This window comes from Pseudomonadota bacterium, from assembly GCA_030859565.1.
GTDB lineage: Bacteria > Pseudomonadota > Gammaproteobacteria > JACCXJ01 > JACCXJ01 > USCg-Taylor.
On record JALZJW010000064.1, the window covers coordinates 1 to 20,814 of the forward strand.

Sequence of the window (20,814 nt, forward strand, 5' to 3'; positions counted from 1 at the left end):
CGATAGTCGCAGGCCGCGGGATCCGGGCCGAGACGCCAACCCCACGCACGTAGTAAAGATAGGCCGCGCCGCCTATCAAGAGCAGCAGCACCGCGATCGCTATCACCTTGCGCATGCCATGAGTTTAGCGCAGAGCGCCGCCCGCTAACCGGCACTCAGATCACGCGCCATGCGGATCGCGGCTTCAATGCCCTGATAATAGCGAGGGACCTGAGCGATACAGCGGTATCCCAGCGCTTGGTAGAAGGCGCGGGCACCCGGGTTACTGGCGCGCACTTCCAAATAGACAACGAAGCTACCGGCCACCGTGCAGGATTCCTCAAGCCAGCGAACGAGACGACGGCCGAGGCCTGCACGACGATAGCTCGGGTCTAACTGCCAACAGTTCCAAATGCGCCTCCTCTTCAAGGAATTCCATGATGGCAAAGCCCCGCATCCGAGGGCCATCACGTGCGCTCAAGACGACCGTATCAGGACACTGAATCGATCGTCTCACTCGATCCGGTGTCCACGACCAACCGAGGCCCACCTCAACGAAGTCGCGTGACATGCGAGCGATCTGCTGGGCATCAGCGAGTTCCGCTAAATGCAGTGTTGGGCTCTGGCATTTCATTCCAATCTACCGTATCAAATCGCCGTCCGGCGGGCCATGGCTCACATCGCGGTCTCCGTCAGGGCAGCCAGCGGGCGTACTGAGGTCGCCAACGTACCCGGAGGGCCTAAGCGGCGTGACCCTAATCCCGAGCAAGCGTAGTTTTCGATCTAGCGCTACCCGCTGAAGACAGGTTCGCGCTGCAGCTCGGATGCTCGCCGGATCCGCCGTCGCCTCCTCTAGCGTGAGGTCGCGGGTCACTGTCCGGAAATCATCATAGCGGAGTTTGATACCGATGGTCTTCCCGAGGTAACTCTTACGGCCGAGATCGCCACTGACGCGCTGGCACAGCCCCAGCAGGATATCGGACAGGGCCGCTCGGTCACGCTTCGGATGCAAATCGTGTTCGAAGGTGGTTTCGCAACTAATGGACTTGGGCTCTCGGCGCGTAACCACCGGGCGTTCATCGCGTCCGTGGGCGGCGTCAGTCAGCCAAGTCCCGTAGTGCAGGCCAAACCTCGCTACCAGCCTTGCGGGATCCGAGTGGACCAAGTCGCCAACGGTGTGAATACCGAGTGCAGCGAGCTTTGCATTCGCCTTCGGGCCGATGCCGCTGATGCTCCGCGCCGGCAGCGGCCAGATACGGGTGGGGAGATCCGCATAGGAAAGTACCGTCAATCCGTCCGGTTTCTGCAGCTCCGAGGCGAGCTTGGCGAGGAGTTTGTTGGGTGTGATCCCAATGGAGCAAGACAGGCCAGTTGCGCGTCGCACCTTGCTCTTGATGCGCTGAGCGAGTTCTACGGTGTCACCGGGAAGCTTGGTCAGATCAATATAAATCTCGTCGATGCCACGGTCTTCAATTTCCGGTGCGATTTCGGCGACGGACGCTTTGAACAGGCGAGAGTAATGTCGATATTGTTCGAAGTCCGCCGGCAGCAGGATCGCATCCGGTGCGAGTCTGGCGGCTTTCATGACGCCCATGCCCGAGTGGACCCCGAATGCCCGCGCCTCATAGGTCGCGGTGGTGACGACACCCCGCCCAACATAATCACGAAGGCGAGGAAAGGTGTCCCCCGTCCGGAGGTGCCCGTGATGCCGACCGCCAATCACCACCGGCAAGCCTCTCAATTGTGGATAGCGCAATAGCTCCACCGATGCATAAAAGGCATCCATGTCCAGATGGGCGACTCGTCGCTGCATCAAACCGCCGATTGGGTGAGCAACTGTGTTTTGAGTCAAGTGGTTTGTATAGGGTTTTGCGTCCATGGGGTATTCGTCTTCAGCATGGCATTCAAGATCGGCAGCAGCTTACGCATACAGGCCGTCAAGGCGACTTTCGCGGGTTTTCCTGCGGTGCGTAGGCGCTGATAGAAGGCTCGAATGATGGCATTGCAACGCACGGCACTGAGGGTAGCCATATATAACACGGAGCGTACCTGGGCGCGCCCGCCCCAGACGGTGCGTTTACCCCGCAGCGTACCGCTGTCGCGATTGAAGGGGGCGATACCCACCAAGGCGGCAATCTCGCGGCGATTCAGTGTACCGAGTTCGGGGAGATCGGCTAACAGGCTCACGGAGGTCACTGGCCCCACGCCGGGGACCCCTTGGAGCAAGCGGTCTTTGGCGAGCCACAGGGGACTGTTCTTGATCCATCGGGTGATCTGGCCATCGATGCCTTTGAGGCGTTTCTCGAGCCAAGCAATGTGTTTGATAATGTCCTTGCGCGTGGCGGGGGAAGCTAACGACAATCGATTCTTCTCTGCGGTGAGCATCCCGACGAGTTGGCGACGACGGGTCATCAAGGCATCGAGTGCTTGGAGCTGTGCGTCTTTTATCGGGCGCACCGGTGGGCGCAGGACTTCGCCGAAGTGGGCGAGGCTATCGGCATCCAGCGTGTCGGTCTTCGCGAGCTGTCCCGTGGCCTTGGCGAAGTCGCGCACTTGGCGCGGATTGACTACGACCACTGGAAGTGCGTTTGCCGCTAACGCTGACACTACCGCGATCTCCAGTCCACCGGTGGCTTCCAGCACGATCAGGCCGGGTGCCAGCGTCTTCAGCTGCTTAACCAACGCTTGGATGCCAGCCTCATCGTTCACGAAGCTCCCCAGTGGGCCACTGGGACGGACGGCAACCTCCAAAGAAGCCTTGGAGACATCGATACCGACGATCGGTGAAGGGGTTTCGTTCATGACCAACCTCCGTTACCCAGCCTTGCCAAGATACGGGCTCTTGAGGCCCCGGCAACTGTTCGGGTTAATGAGAGAGGGACGTGGCGACCCAAGCTCACCCGCGGGCTTGTGGTCCCAAGGGGATAACGGTCTACCACGTCCCAAGACGAGTTTCCTACAACACAAGGACCTCGGGCAAAAATCTCGCACCGCGCCATGGTTGTGGATATGTGGACATCATCCCTCATGCCCAACAAGATGATAAATATTTCATATAGGGCGAACATACAAGGGGGAAAGTAGCGCGGAGATGAATAAACTAGCTGACTGTCCTTATCCGCTCAATCAAGCGTGCCTTGCGCCGATGGTGTCGCCGATCACTCCGCATTGAGCGTAGAGCGCGGCGCTACGGCGTACGACCCGCGTGTTTATCGGTCCCATCAAGAAGGGCGCGACCCACGTTCCGATGTCGGCATCGTAGCGCGGCCGCGTCGGATCTTGACTGCGTTCGATCTCGTATTCGGTACGAGCGCCTTCGGGGTTGAGGAGGAAGGGGTGGCTTAGCTCCCCCGGCCGGGTAGACTCATGGGTGTTGAAACTCGATGCGACTGTGACCGCCCACGCCACATGATATTTCTCACACATAGGCAGTCGATCCAAAATCCAGGACCAGAACCAGCCGCTGGCGATGAGCCACAAGCCAGCGCCCGCCAATCCAACAAGAAGGGCGGGCATAACTAAGCCACAATTAAGCCTTAAATATGTCCATTTTTTGGGTTCGTCAGTAAAAACTGTGGGCGAGTTTTGGCTCATCGGAAGGTACGGAAACCGTAAGATTTTCTCATGGTGACTTTGGCCTTGTTGTTTAGCCCCTCGATGACGCCGCTGGAGAACGCCTTGCGAGCCCGGAAGTAATTGAGCAGGAGCTCGCGGTGGCTACGCAGGGTGCGAGCGAGTTGTTTCATCGGTTCTATTCTTGAACGCATCTGGGTACACCACTGATCGAGGAACTTTCCCGCCCACGTGGGCGATTCATAGTCCCAGAATTGCTGGAAGTCCTCCTTGAGCAGATAGGCACGCACGCTTTTGAGGTTGTAGCGCAAGAGAACGACCGAGAATGTTGAGCGCCTGGGAGCAGTGCCGCTCGATGAGCTGCAGGTAGGGCTTCCACATGCCGAGCAGACGAACTCGATCTTCTGGGCGAATTCTTTGCCGTAGTCCTGGATGGATGCGTGTGCGTTGAAATCGCCGTTCATGAGCGTTCCGATCAAGCAAGAAGGCTGAGCCGCATCAGCATAGCGCCGAGCGCGGCGGCCAGCGGCAGGGTGATCAGCCAGGCGGCAAAAATGCCAGCGATGGTTTTCCAGCGCGCCTGTTGCGTCACCGCGCCTATGCCGAACAGCGCGCCGCAGGAAACATGCGTGGTCGAGAGCGGCAGGCCCAAGGGCGAAGCGGCTAGCACCAGCGAGGAGGTGATCAGGTTCGCAGTCAGGCCCTGACCCGGATTCATCGTGGTGATTTTCTGCGACATGGTCTCGGCCACACGCCGGGCGCCGAGCAGGCCGCCCAGTGCAATGACAAAGCCGATGCCGACAAAGGCGCCAAAGCCCTGTCCGGCAAACGGCGCGGCGAGCAGCATCAGCGCCACAATCTTCGGTGTGTCGTTGACGCCGCGCGCGAAACTGACCGCGCCGGCCGAGAAATAATGCAGGCCATCGAGCAGTTTCTGCGCGGAGACACCGAACACCGCGCCGGTGTAGCGCTGCTGACAGACCTGCTGGCTCTCGACCGCGACGCTGATTTTCCCCGCCAGAGTGCCTGATGTTTGCGGCACCCATTCCTCGCCGACGCAGATGCAGGTTTGGCGCGTGATGCCCAGCGCGGACCGCAATCGCGTGAAGACCGGATACAGCAGCATCGCGGCGGCGATCGCGACTACCGGCCCCACGCCGAGCGGAAGAAAAATGGACTTGCGGGCCTTGGCCCAGTTCACGACGGATTCCGGCGCGGCGAATGCGGCGCCGAGCAAGGCGCCGGCCAGCGCATGCGTGGTCGAAATCGGCGCACCGATGCGCGTGGCAATCAGCACTGTCGCGGCAGCGGCGGCAATCACTGCCAGGGGGAATCCGGGCAGCGCCAGCGTCTCCGGCGAGACGATCTGTTTGCCGCTGAAGGTGGCGACCAGGCTGGCCGTCAGCCAGACCGCGGACAGCGAACCGGCAAAGGTCATTGCGGTGGCCCAGTTCAGGGCCTTTTTGTAATCACTGACGCCGCTGCCGAATAACGTCGCCACGCCCTTGAAGTTGTCATTGGCACCGTTGGCATAGGCCAGCAGCGCAACACAAGCCAGTGCCAGCACTGTCGTCATCGCGTTTTCTCCTTATCTTTTTGAGCCTGCAAGACCGAGCAGGGCGTTTTTCAATGCTTCGGTCGGCGGCGCCGGTGGGCCAATCCAGGTGGACAGCAACAGGCGTGTGAACCCTGCGCCCTTGACCTCGCCGATCCGTTTGCCGTTCGAGAACACTTCCATACGGTCAGCGTAGGTCTGGGTGTCACCGCTGCGCGAGTCCGGAATAAATAACTGAAACGCCGCGATCTCTTTCTGTGGCAGCACGCAGGGCGACGTGCAGTTTTGCTCGAAGCCCTGCTCGGGCAAGCGTGAGGCTAGATCAATCACCGTCCCGATCTTCCCCGCCAGCATACCCGCGGGCACCTCCTGTAACGCTATTGAACAATGTCCCCAGTGCGGGGCACCTTGAAGATCATCGCCGCCATCGAACATCCTACCGTGATTGCCAAGATCCTCACGCATCTTGGCTTGTCCGCCCGGGCACCCCGCGCCGTGCGCATTCTCGCGCTGTTTGGGCGAGCCTCGCGCACGTGCTCTCACAATGAGATGGCGCCGCTTTGGCCTCTCTAGCGATCTCACCTTTGTGATCCGTGTCACTGATTTGCCAAAGACACAACGTTGAAATATTGACATTAAATATCAATTGTGCCTTACTTAAGTTCGCACTACTAGTCATATAGACGAGGGGTGCTTCGCTCACAACAGTAATACGCCCGTAAAGGGGGAACGGGAGGAGGTATTATGAGCACGAACGGGGGGCTCTGTAGCGACACGCAGCGCGGCGAGCTCATTTTGCTCGTACATCAGGACTCCAAATCTCAAGAGAGCCTACGGCATGTGCTCGTGCGCGCGGGCTATCGCCGAGTTGTTGCCGTTGATACGGCACGCGCCGTTGTCAGCAAACTGCAGCACGGCCCGTATAACCTGCTGATCACGAGTTATTTGCTTCCGGACGGCGACGCGTGGACGTTAGCACGAATCGTTCGGTCCGGGCGGTTTTGCCGCAAGTCTCTGCCAATCCTGGTTTTGTTCGAAGGGAATACCAGCCAAACCCTACGGGCCATGGTGCACGAACACCAAGTGCGTCTGCTTTCCACGGACCAAGTGCACAGCCTTCTGGAGGCAGTCGATGACTGTATGGCGTGCGATCCACGACCCGCTGTTCTCGTCATCGAGGACGATGAGACCTCTGCCAATCTCGCAAGAGACTGCCTACAGCACCTCTTCGACGTGGAGCTTGCCCCGGATGGCGCGGTAGGGCTCCGCGCTTACCGTGAGCGCCGCCACGACCTCATACTGCTCGATTTACGCTTACCTGGTTTGCCTGGCGAAGAAGTACTGCGCCAGATCCGCGGGATTGATCAAAGACAACCGGTCGTTGTTATCACCGCGCACGCATCGCTTGATGCGCACGCCTCACTCATGCTCGACGGGGCTACCGATTTCCTACCTAAACCGTTTGACATTGCCCACCTTCGCCAAATCTGCGAGAGCGTATTACGACAACGCGATTGCGTTGAAACCGTAGCGGAATGGAGGGAGATGGACGTTGTGGTGAGGGAGTTAAGCGGCCGAGTGCATGCCGCCGACCATGCACTTTCGGTCGGTAAAGCAGGATCCGCTGCATGCCACTTAAAGAGTGCAATCGAAAACTCCCCCGCGACAGCCCTCACCGACGAGGAATGGCGATCCCTACTGGACGAGTTTTAGCACATGTCTGGCAACGCTCTTTATAAAATAAGCCGGCGACCGCACTGTAATCGGTTCTGCTGCGCTCAATGCGCCGCTTGCCTATTCGTTGGATTCGCAACGCCTAGCGTCATCGCGGGTGAACGTGCGGACATGCTCGACGTCTACGGCAGCGAGCAAGCGATAAGTATCGCGACCGGGTATGACAAACCCATCGTGCGTGCTCCCGCCGTCGCTACCGTGATTACCGACGAAGAGATTAGAAATATCGGTGCTACCACACTTGACGAAGTTTTGGAGACGGTGGCAGGGATCCACATTTCCACTATCGACGCGATATCGCTGGTACCGATTATACGAGGGGTGTCCTCCCGCTTATTAGTATTGATAAACAACGCTCCCGTGGGTCAGGGCCTGTTCTTTAACGCATTTGGCCAATTGAACAACATTCAGCTCAATAACATCGAGCGCATTGAGGTTATTCGCGGGCCGGGTTCTGCGGTGTACGGCGCGGATGCCTTGGCCGGCGTGGTCAATATCGTGACCAAAACGGGGAAGGGGATCAACGGAACAGAAGTAGGGGCACGGGCGGGATCATTTGACACCTATGACGGCTGGCTCTTGCACGGTGGAGAATACGGTGGGTTTGATGTTGCATTCAGCGCCTCTGGCCGAACAAGCGATGGTTATGACGAGATCATTGAGGCGGACGCGCAGACGCGACTCGATGATCTGTTTGCGACGAACGCTTCTCGTGCACCCGCGTCAATCAATGTAGGTCGAGATTTAATCGACCTTCGGGCCGATGTATCTCGGGGGCCATTGACCTTGCGTGCGGGTTACTTCGGTCAATTGAACCTTGGGACAGGCGTAGGTGTGACGAAAAGCTTAGACCCCGACGGGGAAGCGAATTTTGAGCTCGCCAATTCCGATCTCACTTATCACGATCGTTATTCGGATGCACTCGATGTTACTGCGCAACTGAGCTATGTGAAATTAAACTCGCGCTTCGGCCTTATAGGATTTCCGCCAGGCGCCTTCGGAGGCACCTTTCCGGACGGGGTCCGACAAGATCTCGATGTCGAGGAGGATCGCGTACGCGGCGAATTAACGGGGCTATATACAGGGATCAAACATCACTGGCTTAGAGTCGGGCTTGGCGGTGTGTTCGAGTCTACGGATACCACCCGGGATGAGAGGAATTACATTGTCGTGAACGGTGTGCCCCTGCCGACCGGAATAGTTGCGGAGGGAGGCGGCGTAGGGGATGTCCCGATCTTTCCGGATGCTGAGCGAACGATATTCTATACCTACCTCCAGGATGAATGGTCGTTCACCAACGACTGGAGCCTGACCACGGGGGTTCGGCTTGACCACTACTCCGATTTTGGAACGACGGTGAATCCACGCGTGGGTCTTGTCTGGAATACGGATTACCGACTCACCACGAAGATCCTCTATGGGCGTGCGTTTCGGCCACCATCGTTCATCGAACAGCATTCTAACGGACTGACCCTTGGCCTTGGCAATCCGGATCTTGACCCCACCACCATCGACATGGTTGAGCTGGCGTTCGACTACCGGTCGACGCGTTACCGCTCGAGCCTTAATCTCTTCTGGTACACCTTGCACGATTTCATTGAGGTGGTCGCGAACCCCGCATCACCGAATGGCCTTGGTTTCGTCAATGGGGACGATCACAGTGGCTACGGTTGGGAGTGGGAATACGCACTGGATATAACGCCGAGCGTTGGTCTCTTGTGGAAGTACGCTTACGTTGATGGGCTCGGGCAAGATGATGATGTGAGAACGCGCCTTACTCCGAAACACCAGATTTACGGTGAAGCGAACTGGCATATTACGCCGGAATGGAACCTGAATGCCAACGTAAAATCGGTGCTCAACCGGGAGCGCCCGAGCGGTGATCCTCGCCCTCCCATAGACGACTATTCGACCGTCAACCTCACATTACAGCGGCGCAACATCGCTAATTATTTCGATGCGGCGATCTCGATCCGTAATCTCCTGGACGCCAATGCGCGCGAGCCGAGCGACTCGGCGACCTCATTGCCGTTTGACATCCCGTTCGCCGGGCGCCATGTCTATGGCGAATTGCGTATTCAGTTTCCGTAAGCGGCGGTATACAGCAATCTTGATGTGCAGGACTTAGCGTGTTGCCCGAGCACCTAAGCGCGGTTGCGACCTTCGGCTTGTTATCATTGTCGGTCGCAGCGCTATGGGTACGCATGTCTGGCCACTTATTCGCGAGGATCGCATTCTGGAGCATACCCTTCGTTTTGTCCCTCGGTTTCGCATTAGACGCTGGGTTCGTAACACCCAGTGGGGTTCCTTTCATTGTGTTATTTGGCCTTGCAAGCTGGCTATACACTCATTATCAGCAAGTCCGCCTGATCAGATGGTTCACCGGGATAGCTATTCTCCTGGTCGCCCTCGCTTTCACGGTGCACGCCCTGCCGGGGTTTTCAAGCTACACGGCGATTCCCGAAGCCGTGTTGAGCCCAGGCGCGATCCCCTACGCGCGATATCTCACCTACGACAAACCTCTGATTGGGTTATTTCTGCTTAGCTTCTGTCATCCGTTAGTCAGTCGGTCGACGGATTGGAAACTCATGCTCCCGGTAGCGATGTTGTGGTTTTTGATCACCGCTACCGTTCTCCTCGGTTCGGCGTTCGCACTCCACTACGTCCGGTTCGATCCAAAACTCCCAGGACAATTCCCGCTCTGGGCATGGTCAAATCTCTTCTTCACCTGCATACCGGAAGAAGCGCTTTTTCGCGCGTTCGTTCAACAGCACCTTGATAAGGGGTTTGCGAAGATCCGTTTCGGGGGGATCTATGCGATCGTGTTAGCATCGTTAATGTTCGGTCTTGCACATTTTAAGGGGGGAATTAGCTACGTCATGCTCGCTGCTGTGGCCGGCGTTGGTTACGGGTTCGTCTATCAAAAAACCAAGCGTATAGAATCCAGTATCCTCGTGCATTTCACGGTAAACACGATCCATTTTCTGTTCTTTACCTATCCGGCTTTAAGGCATTAAACGGCTCACTCGCCCCAGTGGTTGTGCCAGCGCTGTTACCCCCGATTTCCTTGGGCGCGAACCGGCAGAGGAATCGTGACGGTAAAGGTAGAGCCTGCGTTCACGCGGCTTCGCACGGTGATCTTCCCTCATCAGGTGACAGAACGCTTGACTGATGGCGAGCCCGAGGCCCGTGCCTTGGTAGTGATGCGCGTTATCTATTTCGACTTTGCGGAAGGGTTGAAATATGAGCACCTGTTGCTCATCGGGGATCCCGATACCGCTGTCGCTCACCTCGATGCGGAGCTGCGTTGCCGCGCTTTCAGCTTGCAATGAGATCCGACCCCCGTTCGTGAATTTCGCAGCATTGGTCAACAGGTTGAGCAGTATCTGCTGCAGCTTGGTTTTATCGACGACCGCCACTTCGTTGCCGGCGAACTCATGCTCCAACTGATTGCCGTTTTTCAGTATCAGAGGACGGACGGTCTCGATCGCGCTCTCGACAAGTTCTTGAAGATTAACCGGCTCGGGACTCACGTCCATCTTCCCCGCTTCGAGCGCCGTCGTATCCAGAATATTATTGATCAACCCAAGCAACTGCACGGCGTTCTTGAGTACAATCTTTAGATTGGTCTCGTTCAGTTTGGCGTCCTTATACGGCAGGTTTTCGAGGGCCAATTGGGTGTATCCGATGATGCCATGCAAGGGCGTCCGCATCTCGTGGGTGACAGTCCCGAGAAACTCCGATTTGTGCCGATCGGCAGTCAGCGCCGCATCCCGTGCCGCGAGTGCCTCCTGCGTCCGGATCCGTACCTCCGATTCGAGCGCATTCGCATGGGCTCTCAGGGTCTCTTTCTTTGCCCAGGTGATGAGTAAAAAGGACAGCGCCATGCCAATGACCACATCGATTGGAACAAGCACCAGCGCGAGCCGATGGAGCCTCTTTTTGTCGATATCGAGGAGCACATAGCCCACTACCGCTTGGGGGCGGATCCTATCGCGGTACGGCGAGCCGGAATCGGTGCCACTTATGCGGATCGGGGCGATGAAGTACCAAGTTGTTCGCCCTCGGCGGCGAGTGTTGCGTCGGCCGGCCACTGGCCCCCGGATCTCTGCTGGGGGCGAGCGCTCGGTGCGCCATCCTCGTAACGAACCCGAAAATCCTTGTCTACGACCGCGATATACTGCACGCCCGGAAAGCGTCTGAACACGGAGGCCGTTTGTTTAATGGCCGCCGGGTCATTGACCACGAAAACATTGCGACTCGTGTAGGCGAATTGCTCGGCGAGTTGCACGCCTTGATCGATGAGCAGGTGACGGAATTCCCCGTACATGAACCATGACAGCGAGAGAAAGGCGGCGAGCGAGACAGCGATGATCCCGCTTACTCGCGCGTCCGGCAATAGCGCCCGAAAGCGTGGCAATTGAAACCGTAGGTGTCCGAGCATACGAAGCAGCGCTGCCCCAGATCGGCTAGTCGTACAGGATCTCGAACATGCCTACCTTGCCGAGCGGTAGGCCGAGATGGTTCATGATGCGGTGATTCGGCGCGATTTTAATGTCTTGAAGGGGCCGGATCCCGAGCGCCTTTCCGGGATGCTCGGCGAGCCGCACCGCCATTTCCGCAAGTCGGTGTCCAAGCGCGCGGTTGTTCGGATAGGTCGCGAACAGTACCCCCCACCGCGCATGCTCGAGCGTATTCGAGACGACGATGATCTTTCGGTACCAGGCCTGCTCGATCAAATACGGTACGAGACTCTGATCATCGATGATCGCGTTGTTCAACGTCACCCAGATCGCATCGCTCTCGGCCTCCGCCGTCCGCACAAACTGCCCATAGCGTTCGGCTCCCTCCATCGCATTGGCCGCGGGTTCCACCCGCAATTCTAATTCGTAGGCAGGAGCTTCTTTCATTGCACGTTCGACCAGCCAGCGGTCATGACCGGGTTCGGATACCAAGAACACGCGTTTTACCCTAGGGGCTATTTTTTTAAGGTGTTCAAACATCACGCGGGGATCCACGGCGAGACTGATCCCGGAAGCATTCGGCCGCGTTTCGGGGGAGATATCAAGCGCCCCGATCACATGGGGTAGTCTCGATCCGGACATTTCAAACACCTGCGTGGCGAGCCTGCCGAGCGTGATCACAAGGTCGGGAGAGTGACGGGATAACCAGCCTCGCACAACCTCCGTACCCACCTTGTGGGATAACGCCCAGGTGCAGGGCTTGGATACGTCTAACCGTTCCTCGATGCCCGCTAAGATCTCGCTCGTGATCCTAGCGTAGGGCTCACCGACGTCCGGATACAGGATACAGACCTGAGGCGGTGGTCCGGTTACCCCGCGTGCCGTGAGCGGAACGCAAAAATAGGCAAGGAGGAGTAAGACGATCCGTGTGATGCCGAAACAGCGGATTCGGCCTGACCGTCTTCGGACACGCTGGGCACCCCGAGCTGTTTGAGCAAACGTTTGGATGTTCTCATCCACCACGGTGATCGCAATGGAAACGCAAAAGTTGCCCAACGACTGCCACGCATTTCCTGGCGTAACAAAGCGCTTCGCCAACGGAATGCTAAGCGACTAACCCCGCAAGCCGCGGCGTGTCTTCAGCGCCGGGACGGATGAGCTCGCAACCGTTCTGCGGCGGTACTTGCGGTGTTCTACCATCACAGCGAGAATACGGCCAGGGTGTTTTGCATCGATCACGTAGATGGGGTAGTCTTCGTTGAGCGGCGCAAGCTCCACGACCAGCACCCCCGCTCCGTCACGCTGCCGCGGCCGATATTTCCGTAAGACCACCTTCTTTTCGCCAGCAAGCCGTGCGAAGACCAAATCCCCAGGCTGGGGATCGGCCGCGGGGTCAAGGAACACGTGATCGCCTGGTCCGATGGTATCCATCATGTCCTCTTCTTCCACGACCACACCGATCACGCGATCGCTTGCGCGCTCGAGCCGGACCCATTCGACTTGTGTTCTATCGGTGATCGGATAAGGACGCCGTGAGCCGATCCACTCGGCGGCCAATTCGTAGCTGACGACCGGCGCCATCGTATGGCCGAACGGTGACACCACGATAGCCTTACCCTCTGTCGCGCTTAGCTGCTGGCTAAACCCCTCGGGAAAAAGATGGATTTCATCCATCCACCCGTCGGGTTTCCCGGTCTTCTCTTCGATGCGGCGGGCGAGCCTATTTCCGAGCGCCGTCCGACTGCCCGCGCCTAGCACCCGGCAAATCTGCGAGGGGTGGAGACCCGCCTGCCGCGCGAGCTTCGCATCGATACCACCGAAGTCCGTATCGATTAACCAGCGTAAGTTATGCCGTCTCGTTTCTCCGATGGCCATAAGGACTAGCGAGCGTTTGAGTTATGATCCCAATATGACATATACTGTCAATACAGAATACCATAGAAAACATATATAATCATCGGCTCAAATCCAAAAGAACCCTGGGTGATCAATAACCAATGCGAGGGAACAAAGGCGCTCGCGGCCTAGGATTGAATAATGAAGGACTTCCACCGAACCGCAATTATGCCGATCCTGCGATGGATCTTGCTGCTCCGCGCTAACTACCTGGCCCGGTGGGTGGCTCTTTTTGCAGGCAGCGAGTGTTACCTATGTCCGTGATCGATCAAGCTGAGGTAACCATGCGTGATCGTCGGCGGTTGACCACCCTTCATTCCAGAATGCTACGTAGCAACAGGCGCATGCATGGAAACCGATTGCTCAGGGCCAGGCGACCAACCACACTGAAGTCTGGTCGCCGTTACGTGCTCGTTCACACGAATATGCATCGTTGCCATGCATCCTTCTTTGAGGCTTAGCTGCCAGAAGCTTAAGAAGCTCCGTCTGAATGTCATCATCGTGCGGAAGCGCCGTCGAACCTCCTGTTTCGCCTAGCTATGGACTCGCGCGGCGATGCTCATAGCATTGCCAGATTTGGCGCTCGCAAGATTCGGGATTCCGAAGAATCTGCCGCCCCCAGAACGTGAGGACAGCCCAGCCCTTCGCCTGTAGCTCGTTTCGCTTGCGCGCGTCGCCAGCTAGTGAATCCACGTTTCCGTGATGAGCAAACCCGTCGCAGTAGATCGCGATCCTTTGATCTGGATATGCGAAATCAGGAATGGTAAGCAGAGCCCCAGCGTCGTTACGAATCTCGTGTTGAGCGACGGGCACGGGTAGCCGCCCGCCTGTCTGGATAGCTTCGAGGAGCTTTCGTTCAATCGGCGTGTCTGACGTCGGCACCGCAGATTGGATGGGGACCTCTTTCTCCAGCCACTGCACGGAAATCTGTCTGCCGTCGTCGCGCTTACCCGAACGGGGCGGCTCGACAGGCACTGCTTCGCCCCAGTGGAACAAGACGTCTCGCAACAGCTCCTTGTTCAGCACCGCATGATCGAACTGATTACGGGCGGATTTCAGGCACCGATAGCATGCACGTTCGCAATCGTGGCGAAAGAGCCGTTCGTGCGCCGCTTTCGCCCAGCGCGGAAGATTCTGCGCCAGCTGCTCCAAGTAGCCGGCCCCGCCTGGCGCCGTTTCATAGAACACGAGTGTCCAGCCACCAGCTCCGTCACGGTAGTGGAAGTAGGCGATTTCGTCCGATTCGACTTCGAGCACCTCTTGGGCACCGACAACCAGTGCTTTGCCAAGTGTTCGGCAAAACGCCTTCGCATCATTTTCGTCCTCGGGCACCAGTCGTCCTAGGACAGGCAAGACTAGAACATCCGCAGAGAACCGATAGCCGAGCACGAAAGGTCTGGGATCGCCGTTACAAATTTGGTGATGGTTGTCGTCCCAGTGCTGCAATGCCTTTTGGTTGAGGCCGTGCGGTCGGTGCCTGCCGCAATTCGGACAAAGCTCAAAGCGATCCCCTTGCTCACCCCAGCGGGTCCGCCGCCCCCAATTGGTCACCAGGAGATTCGCCTTGGGACGGAATTCCAGCGCCGCGAACTCGTAGGGATACAGCTTTACCGGTCCCTCGTAGTCGTCGAGAAGGTGCTCGCGGCGTTCGAAATTCAGACGCTGACGGCTGTCCTCTGCCGAGGTTATCTGCGTGTTTTCCTCCGCCTCAAACGAATCAATCAGCGCAATATCTGCCCTACTGAGAATCGGGTTATGGCACTGCGGACACTCAGATCGCACTTCCGTGGTAGCGAATCCGCAAGGCTCGCAAAAGAAGTAGGCCTCAACCCTGCCGGACTGATCGACCCCGCGCTGGACAGCTCCGGACCGCGCGCCGCCTTCGAAAAAGGCACGGATGCTTTTCAGCTTGTGGCCATTGGCATACACCATGTTTCCCGGCGCAAACTCGAATAGCGCAATCCACGCCGGTCTGCGCAAGGTCGGCGTGTCCGCTACACCTGGGTCCAGGGAGAAGGTATCGGTTGGGAATTGGTAGGAAGGCAAGAGCCCAACCTCGGCTAAGTACGTCAGCCCAAAGGCCTTTTCCCGGTCTGTCGTTAGCTCGTTTGTAAGCACGCAAGCGAGCTCGTCGCTTTTGCTCGCTCTCCCGTGTGGGGACGATGCGAGAGTATTCGGTGAATTCTTCGTGCAGCCGTCGAACCTGCCGGTGCCATTGGTGAATGGTTTCTTCAATCAAGACCGGGAATGACTCGACTGCCTCGGCGAGCCCTCGCATATTGCCGAACACCGTTGCTGCCTTGGCACTGACCTCGGAGCTGTGTTCCCGGAGTCTCCCAGTCAACGGTCGGTAGAGGCCCTTCTTGAGTGTCGCCGGGTTCTGGACGTCTTCGAGCAAGTCGCCCATCAGCCAGGAAAAGTCTTCGTTCAGTTCTTCCAGTGCGAACGATCGCACATGCCGTGCGAGAATTTTGTCGTTTGACAACCGGACCACCGGCGGCTTGAACTCGCCGCGCACCAGCCACGCTGGGTCCTCAAAGCAGTGCCGATCGTGTGGACCCATTCCGCAAAACGTTGAAACAAAGCCGATCCGAAGCCTGCGCCCGGCGCGACCGGCCCGCTGCACGTAATTGGCGGGGGCGTGCGGTGCGTTTCGTAACAACACGCTGTAGAGGTCACCGATGTCAACGCCCAGCTCCAGAGTCGGGCTGCACACTAGCGCCTCTATCCGCCCCGTCTTGAAGTCCTGCTCACGTTTGGCACGCGCCTCCTGGTCTATCTGCGCCGTGTGTTCCTGAGCTCTCAGGCGTCGGGGACGCTCCGCCGTGTAGAGATTGACGTAGTAGTTGGAGTCGTCCGCTTTGCCTGGGCGCAGGTCGGCAGCCTCTCCTGAGCAACTGGTCGTCGCGTAACAGGCATTCCCGTGATACGGCCGCCAGATGGCGCATTTCTGGCAGCGCCAGCCCTCACCGCCTGGCGCGAGCCGGATCACACGACGGGAAATCTGCAAGGGCACTTGTCCACCAGCCAAGTGGCGTCGGGCGGAGTCCGGCAGCGCCGCTGGCTCGACAATCTCGTATTCCTGCATGAGCTTGAACACCCGCCGCGTCCACTTCTCGCCAGCAACCGGTCCCAGGCTAGCTTTTGAATAGATCAGGCGAGCGATACCGCCCGGTGCCCCGCGCTCCGAATCCTTGACCAGAGGCTCGAACTTGACGCCAGAAACCGAACGGCTACGCAGTGCCTCCGGTCGGTCAAACATGAAGCAAGTGGCTCCGCGTTCATGTTCGGTGATGGAAAGATTGTAGGGATCCTCGGTGAGCCAGCTCCAAGGCGTGCGCCTCGGGTCAAGGTAGTGCTGGTAGAAATCAAAAGAGACTGCGCGCTTGCGGCGCATGAAATCGAGAATCGCCCGGACCAGCATCGCGCCTCGTTCCGGATTCAGTTCCGCCAGCCGACAGCACTCGACAAATCGCGCATCCGCAGCCAGCTTATCGAGGAACTCATACTGCACTTCGATCAGCGCCAAATTTTCCAGGGCGATGCGCTGGTGGGACGCACGACAAAACTCGCCCGCACACTCGTAGGTAAGCGTCTTCATCCACTTGGCTTGATCGTCACGGCCGAGGTTGCGCCGCGCCAGACCGATGCGCTGGAAGATTTCCAGCACCGCATGCGGCAGGGACTCCAGACTGAGCCCATCAGACCCCGCCGCCCGCACGGCGGATTCGACAGCGTGGCGCAAGGCGAACTGCCGGTGCCGGTCACCCATATAGCCGGCCTGGTGTGCCGCGTCCTGGCGGTTGTCGGCAAAGACGAGGAGCTTGCGCTGATCCTCCGGGACCCTGTCCAGGTGGTGCGTGCCCAGCACGGAAACACTGGAGGCTACGCCCGTTCTTAACAGAGTGAGCACATCGCCACGGGTGTAGCGACTGTTGCAGACCGGGCAGGTCGACCCTTTGCGGCGCAGCACGTACTGCTCGCTCAGATTCTCTTCCCGAATACCGCTGGGCCGTGTTTCAAAAAGCTGACCTGTCAAATGATCCACCCATTCGCGGCTCAGCTTCTGCTGTGCTGCAGTTCCCCGCCGGCGGCGTGGACGTGGATTGTCTTCTTCCCCTTCCTCTTCAGCGTTATCTTCTTCGGCTTCATCGTCGCGCTGGCCGACCAGCTTGGGTGTGATGAATGCAGTGTCTTCATCACTGACAAAGTCGTCGTTGGCGACCGTCACTCCCGGGTGCTCCGGATCGAAGCGCACTTTGACGAAGTCCTGTCCGCACGTGCGGCACAACACGGCCGGGCGGACAGCGCACTTACAGTCGGGACAGGTATCAGAACCATCGGCCACGAGTTTGCGGCAGCCAGGATTCATGCACAGTCCCACGTCATAGACCCCGTGGAAGAAGGTATGCAGCTTCGGGCGTAGCGCAGCTGGCTCATTGTCGTCGCCAAAACTACTGATAAGGAGATACGCTTCGATGAGCCTTTTCAGGGACTCGTCGGAGGACTCGCCCAGATCTGGTAGCCGCGAGCGCAGGTCGGCGACGATCTCCCCGAAGGACCGCGGTAGATCTCCAGCGGCATGCAAGGTATCTATCAGTATGTTGCCCTCCAACAGGGCTTGCAGCCTCGCGTGGGTGGAATCATCAGCCGGCACCTGTTTCCCGCATATACGCTCCGCGAGCCGTAGCAGTGATTCTTCATCCTCGTGCTTGAAGAAAGCGAGATCCGTCTCGCCCAGCTCCACGAGCGGTGGCATGTAGGGCTCGCCTGGCGGCTCATGCGTCACGTGCACGTCGCCGATGATGTCATCTTTGTCGAAGGGCTCGGCGAACAGGCCCGTGGCGAACTTCGCCAGCGCCTCATCGCCGCCGACGTCTTGCGACACGGTCGCAGACGTGCCGATGCAGCGCAGCTCGCCAGCCTCGCGCCCACAGCGCGCTTTCAGCCGGCGGATCAGGCAGGCAAGTTCGGTCGCCAAGGCGCCCCGGTAGCTATGGATTTCGTCCAGCACCAAGTAGCGCAGCGCGGGCGTAAACAAGGCCCGATCCGCTTTGCGTACGAGCAAGTATTCGAGCTGCTTGTAGTTGGTGAGAATGATGTCCGGTGGTGCTTGCCGGATCGCCTCGCGGCGCGTCAATTCGTTTCCGGCCACCGTCTCGCCGAGCGCGGCCGTCACGGTTTCGCTATCGCCGGTGTAGAGGGCGAAGGTGATTGCGCTCCCCGAGTCTCGGATCAGATTTCGCAGCCGGCCCAGCTGATCGTTGGCCAGCGCATTCATGGGGTAGAGCAGGATCGCCTTGGTGCCCTGCACACCCTGATCCCTCAGTTTCAGGACCCCGGAGCACACGGGCAGCATGAAGGATTCCGTCTTGCCGCTGCCAGTGCCGGTCTTGACGATGACATTGCGTCCCGCCTCGACCGCGCGCAGCGCCGCTTCCTGGGGAGCGAACAGCTGATGAGTCCCGAACGGCCAATGCAGCTTGGCCAGACCCTTGTGGCTGCCGCCGGAGGCCAGCACCTCAGCCAGCGTCCGCCCCGGCGCAAAGTCCCGCGCCAGAGTCACGTAAGGGCCCTTCACCAGCACGTCGGTGCCGTTGATGTGCCCCTCGAACTGCGCGCGCAGGTGCTCGTCCGCAAGCCGATACGAGCTCTTGATGAAGCTGCGGTATTGCCCGATCAGGTGGCGCACGCTTTCGACGACCGAGAAGCGCGTCATGAGAGCCCTTTATCAAGCAGGAAAGTCGTCCGGATCTCGGACAGCCAATGCTCTGTGAAATGCATCTTGAGGGTTGGCTTCGCACCGGCAGAGCGCGCCAGCACCTCCAGGGAAACAATGCGGTCGTTCCACCCCAACGCGAATGCCGCTTTCAGCGCCGCGCGATCAGCGCAGCTAGCGATCCAGGTGTCCGTGCGACGGAGCGCATGGCCGAACAATTGCCTCTCTCCCGGATCGAGTTCATCGGAGCCTGGCAGTGCAAGCGCGAGCTTCATCATCTCAATTGGTACGAGGGCATGCGCTTCGCGCACGCCCTTCCTCAACTGCGCTGGATCCACCTTGACGTATCCCCGCCGCAGCCGGTCTCCGGTCAGCGCTTCCTCCATGCATTTGTCCACGGTTTCCAGGGCGAAATGATTCGCCAACGCGTTCCAGCAATTCGTGCGGACAGCCTCGATGATGATGTTGGTATCCACAAGAACGATCTGTCCGCGTTGCATCGCATGAGCTCTGACTTACAAATCGAAGGGGACCGTGAGTTCGTAGGCCCGGAAGAGATCCGCCAGATCTTTGATTGTCGTTTCAAGCAGCGATGCCGCGCGCCGCACGGAAAGACGCCCCTCGGACAAAGCCGCATGCAGCATCTGCGCAAAATCGGCGCTGAATAATCGTGGTACCGGCTGCCGCCCAGGCCGCCCATTCGCCGTCAGCTTTGAATCCTGGATGTCGAGAAGATCAGCTTGGCTGAGCAGCCCCATATAGCACATGCGCACCTTGAGTGCCTTGGCGGTCACGCACAAGGTGCTCGCCGTGGCGTTCAGCCAGTTGTGGGGATCGCGCTTCCCACGGCTTTCCCAACGGGGTAGCAGAACATGACTGGGCATCAGGATTGCCCCCGCGAAATTGTCGGCCAGTTGCTCGATGCGCTTGTGCCTACCTTTCCCTCGATAGTTACCGTCGGATTCCTCGATGTGTGCTGGCGTCATGTGCTCCCAGGTCAGCAGGTGGAAGCACTCGTGCGCGAGATCGAAATACCGTCGGCCTTCCGGTTCATTCCGATTGATGAGAATGGTGTTCAGACCCGGCAGATTGCAGGCGGCGCCCGAAATCACATCGGGCGCATCCACATACAAGACAAGAGCACGGAGGTTAGACCGAATCGCCTTTTCGAGATTAAGCGCTGGAACCTCGCCCAGCTTCCATTCACGGCCCAGGGCTTCCGCAGCCGCCCATGCGTCCTCAAAGCTGCTTTTCTCCGATAGCGCCAGACGCACCTGTAGCGGGCTTTTGGTAACGCCTGAATCCGCACCCAATTTGCGGTAGGTAGCGATCCACCGACCCGCCTTTTGCTCGAAGTCGGCCAACAATCCTCGTTCAGCCTGCCGGTGTGCGCGCCAATTGAAGTTGCCCTCCCCAACGAGGCGGAACGAGTCCGTGAAGTAGTCCAGGTCAACCTTTAGCGTTTGGATTACCCGCAGCAACTCGTCAGCGGAAAGCTTGCGGCTACCCGCTTCGATGGCCGCAAGCGTCTGGCGGTCGTTGAAGCCAAGACGCGCCGATAGTTGGGCCTGAGTCAAATTGAGCTTCTCGCGTGCGTGTTTGAGTCGTCGTGAAATAAGTTCGTTCATGCTGTCCCTCGCTTAAGCAAGCCAGTCCGAACCCTCACCAACCGATCCAGGCACCACACGCATCCTTGCGCCATTCGTTCTGGTCATTACGCGCGACCGCAGTCGTTTTCGCCCAGATTGCCGAGAGTTGCTCGTGTGTCCTGTCGCGCTTCACGTCAACTTGGACAAAATGTTTAGGCGAAGAAGGGAGACTTTCACTGCTCAGGCTGCCTGGGTCAATCGCTGCTGATTCATGGTTTTCCGATGCGCACGGGCCGCAGCAAGTCG

Annotated in this window: 20 protein-coding genes and 2 pseudogenes; 6 read left to right on the top strand and 16 right to left on the bottom strand. The window is 58.6% G+C overall.

All coding sequences use genetic code 11. From position 1 onward, the window contains the following. Positions 1 to 144: 144 nt before the first annotated feature. The 7 genes from M3436_10905 to M3436_10935 form a co-directional block, all read right to left on the bottom strand. Entirely contained in the window at positions 145 to 447 is a 303-nt protein-coding gene (locus tag M3436_10905) for a GNAT family N-acetyltransferase (protein ID MDQ3564617.1), read from the bottom strand. 172 nt (positions 448 to 619) lie between these two features. Then, the gene (gene dinB, locus M3436_10910) at positions 620 to 1,792 is read right to left on the bottom strand and encodes a DNA polymerase IV (protein ID MDQ3564618.1); all 1,173 of its coding nucleotides are present in this window, start codon (positions 1,790 to 1,792) and stop codon (positions 620 to 622) included. Between the two features lie 35 nt (positions 1,793 to 1,827). After that, entirely contained in the window at positions 1,828 to 2,781 is a 954-nt protein-coding gene (locus M3436_10915; GenBank protein MDQ3564619.1) for an IS110 family transposase, read from the bottom strand. Between the two features lie 324 nt (positions 2,782 to 3,105). Further along, positions 3,106 to 3,495, bottom strand: a complete 390-nt coding sequence (locus tag M3436_10920; GenBank protein MDQ3564620.1) for a hypothetical protein — start codon at positions 3,493 to 3,495, stop codon at positions 3,106 to 3,108. A 74-nt stretch (positions 3,496 to 3,569) separates the two neighbouring features. Continuing rightward, the gene (locus tag M3436_10925) at positions 3,570 to 4,016 is read right to left on the bottom strand and encodes a transposase (GenBank protein MDQ3564621.1); all 447 of its coding nucleotides are present in this window, start codon (positions 4,014 to 4,016) and stop codon (positions 3,570 to 3,572) included. Positions 4,017 to 4,027: 11 nt separating this feature from the next. After that, positions 4,028 to 5,128, bottom strand: coding sequence for an inorganic phosphate transporter (locus M3436_10930; protein MDQ3564622.1), 1,101 nt, complete (start codon positions 5,126 to 5,128; stop codon positions 4,028 to 4,030). 12 nt (positions 5,129 to 5,140) lie between these two features. Continuing rightward, positions 5,141 to 5,461: a chalcone isomerase family protein gene (locus tag M3436_10935; GenBank protein MDQ3564623.1), complete on the bottom strand. Its 321-nt coding sequence runs from the start codon at positions 5,459 to 5,461 to the stop codon at positions 5,141 to 5,143. Positions 5,462 to 5,494: 33 nt separating this feature from the next. On the opposite strand from M3436_10935, the gene M3436_10940 reads away from it, so the two are divergent. The 6 genes and pseudogenes from M3436_10940 (at position 5,495) to M3436_10965 (ending at position 9,858) form a co-directional block, all read left to right on the top strand. Next, complete coding sequence (locus M3436_10940) at positions 5,495 to 5,680, top strand: hypothetical protein (protein MDQ3564624.1); 186 nt, start codon at positions 5,495 to 5,497, stop codon at positions 5,678 to 5,680. A gap of 171 nt (positions 5,681 to 5,851) precedes the next feature. Next, entirely contained in the window at positions 5,852 to 6,820 is a 969-nt protein-coding gene (locus M3436_10945) for a response regulator (GenBank protein ID MDQ3564625.1), read from the top strand. 132 nt (positions 6,821 to 6,952) lie between these two features. Next, a pseudogene (locus M3436_10950) lies at positions 6,953 to 7,270 on the top strand (Plug domain-containing protein). Then, a pseudogene (locus M3436_10955) lies at positions 7,262 to 7,447 on the top strand (TonB-dependent receptor plug domain-containing protein). The pseudogenes M3436_10950 and M3436_10955 overlap by 9 nt, the downstream one beginning before the upstream one ends. 228 nt (positions 7,448 to 7,675) lie before the next feature. Next, complete coding sequence (locus M3436_10960) at positions 7,676 to 8,932, top strand: TonB-dependent receptor (protein ID MDQ3564626.1); 1,257 nt, start codon at positions 7,676 to 7,678, stop codon at positions 8,930 to 8,932. A 224-nt stretch (positions 8,933 to 9,156) separates the two neighbouring features. Beyond that, complete coding sequence (locus M3436_10965) at positions 9,157 to 9,858, top strand: CPBP family intramembrane metalloprotease (GenBank protein MDQ3564627.1); 702 nt, start codon at positions 9,157 to 9,159, stop codon at positions 9,856 to 9,858. Here the strand turns inward: M3436_10965 and M3436_10970 are convergent. The 9 genes from M3436_10970 to M3436_11010 form a co-directional block, all read right to left on the bottom strand. Then, entirely contained in the window at positions 9,847 to 10,812 is a 966-nt protein-coding gene (locus M3436_10970) for an ATP-binding protein (GenBank protein MDQ3564628.1), read from the bottom strand. The genes M3436_10965 and M3436_10970 overlap by 12 nt on opposite strands. Before the next feature lie 53 nt (positions 10,813 to 10,865). Beyond that, positions 10,866 to 11,285: a hypothetical protein gene (locus M3436_10975; GenBank protein MDQ3564629.1), complete on the bottom strand. Its 420-nt coding sequence runs from the start codon at positions 11,283 to 11,285 to the stop codon at positions 10,866 to 10,868. Between the two features lie 25 nt (positions 11,286 to 11,310). Continuing rightward, positions 11,311 to 12,360 carry a hypothetical protein gene (locus M3436_10980; protein MDQ3564630.1) on the bottom strand — a complete coding sequence of 350 codons (1,050 nt, stop codon included), beginning with the start codon at positions 12,358 to 12,360 and terminating at the stop codon, positions 11,311 to 11,313. A 57-nt stretch (positions 12,361 to 12,417) separates the two neighbouring features. Next, a complete protein-coding gene (locus tag M3436_10985) occupies positions 12,418 to 13,179 on the bottom strand; it encodes a S24 family peptidase (protein ID MDQ3564631.1) in 762 nt (253 codons plus the stop codon). 558 nt (positions 13,180 to 13,737) lie between these two features. Beyond that, positions 13,738 to 14,982: a DUF1998 domain-containing protein gene (locus M3436_10990; protein ID MDQ3564632.1), complete on the bottom strand. Its 1,245-nt coding sequence runs from the start codon at positions 14,980 to 14,982 to the stop codon at positions 13,738 to 13,740. Between the two features lie 43 nt (positions 14,983 to 15,025). After that, the gene (locus M3436_10995) at positions 15,026 to 18,919 is read right to left on the bottom strand and encodes a DEAD/DEAH box helicase (protein MDQ3564633.1); all 3,894 of its coding nucleotides are present in this window, start codon (positions 18,917 to 18,919) and stop codon (positions 15,026 to 15,028) included. Further along, positions 18,916 to 19,419 carry a hypothetical protein gene (locus M3436_11000; GenBank protein ID MDQ3564634.1) on the bottom strand — a complete coding sequence of 168 codons (504 nt, stop codon included), beginning with the start codon at positions 19,417 to 19,419 and terminating at the stop codon, positions 18,916 to 18,918. The genes M3436_10995 and M3436_11000 overlap by 4 nt, the downstream gene beginning before the upstream one ends. Before the next feature lie 15 nt (positions 19,420 to 19,434). Then, entirely contained in the window at positions 19,435 to 20,547 is a 1,113-nt protein-coding gene (locus tag M3436_11005; protein MDQ3564635.1) for an XRE family transcriptional regulator, read from the bottom strand. A 34-nt stretch (positions 20,548 to 20,581) separates the two neighbouring features. Then, positions 20,582 to 20,814, bottom strand: a 233-nt coding sequence (locus M3436_11010; GenBank protein ID MDQ3564636.1) for a hypothetical protein, incomplete at its 5' end; no start/stop codon positions are given.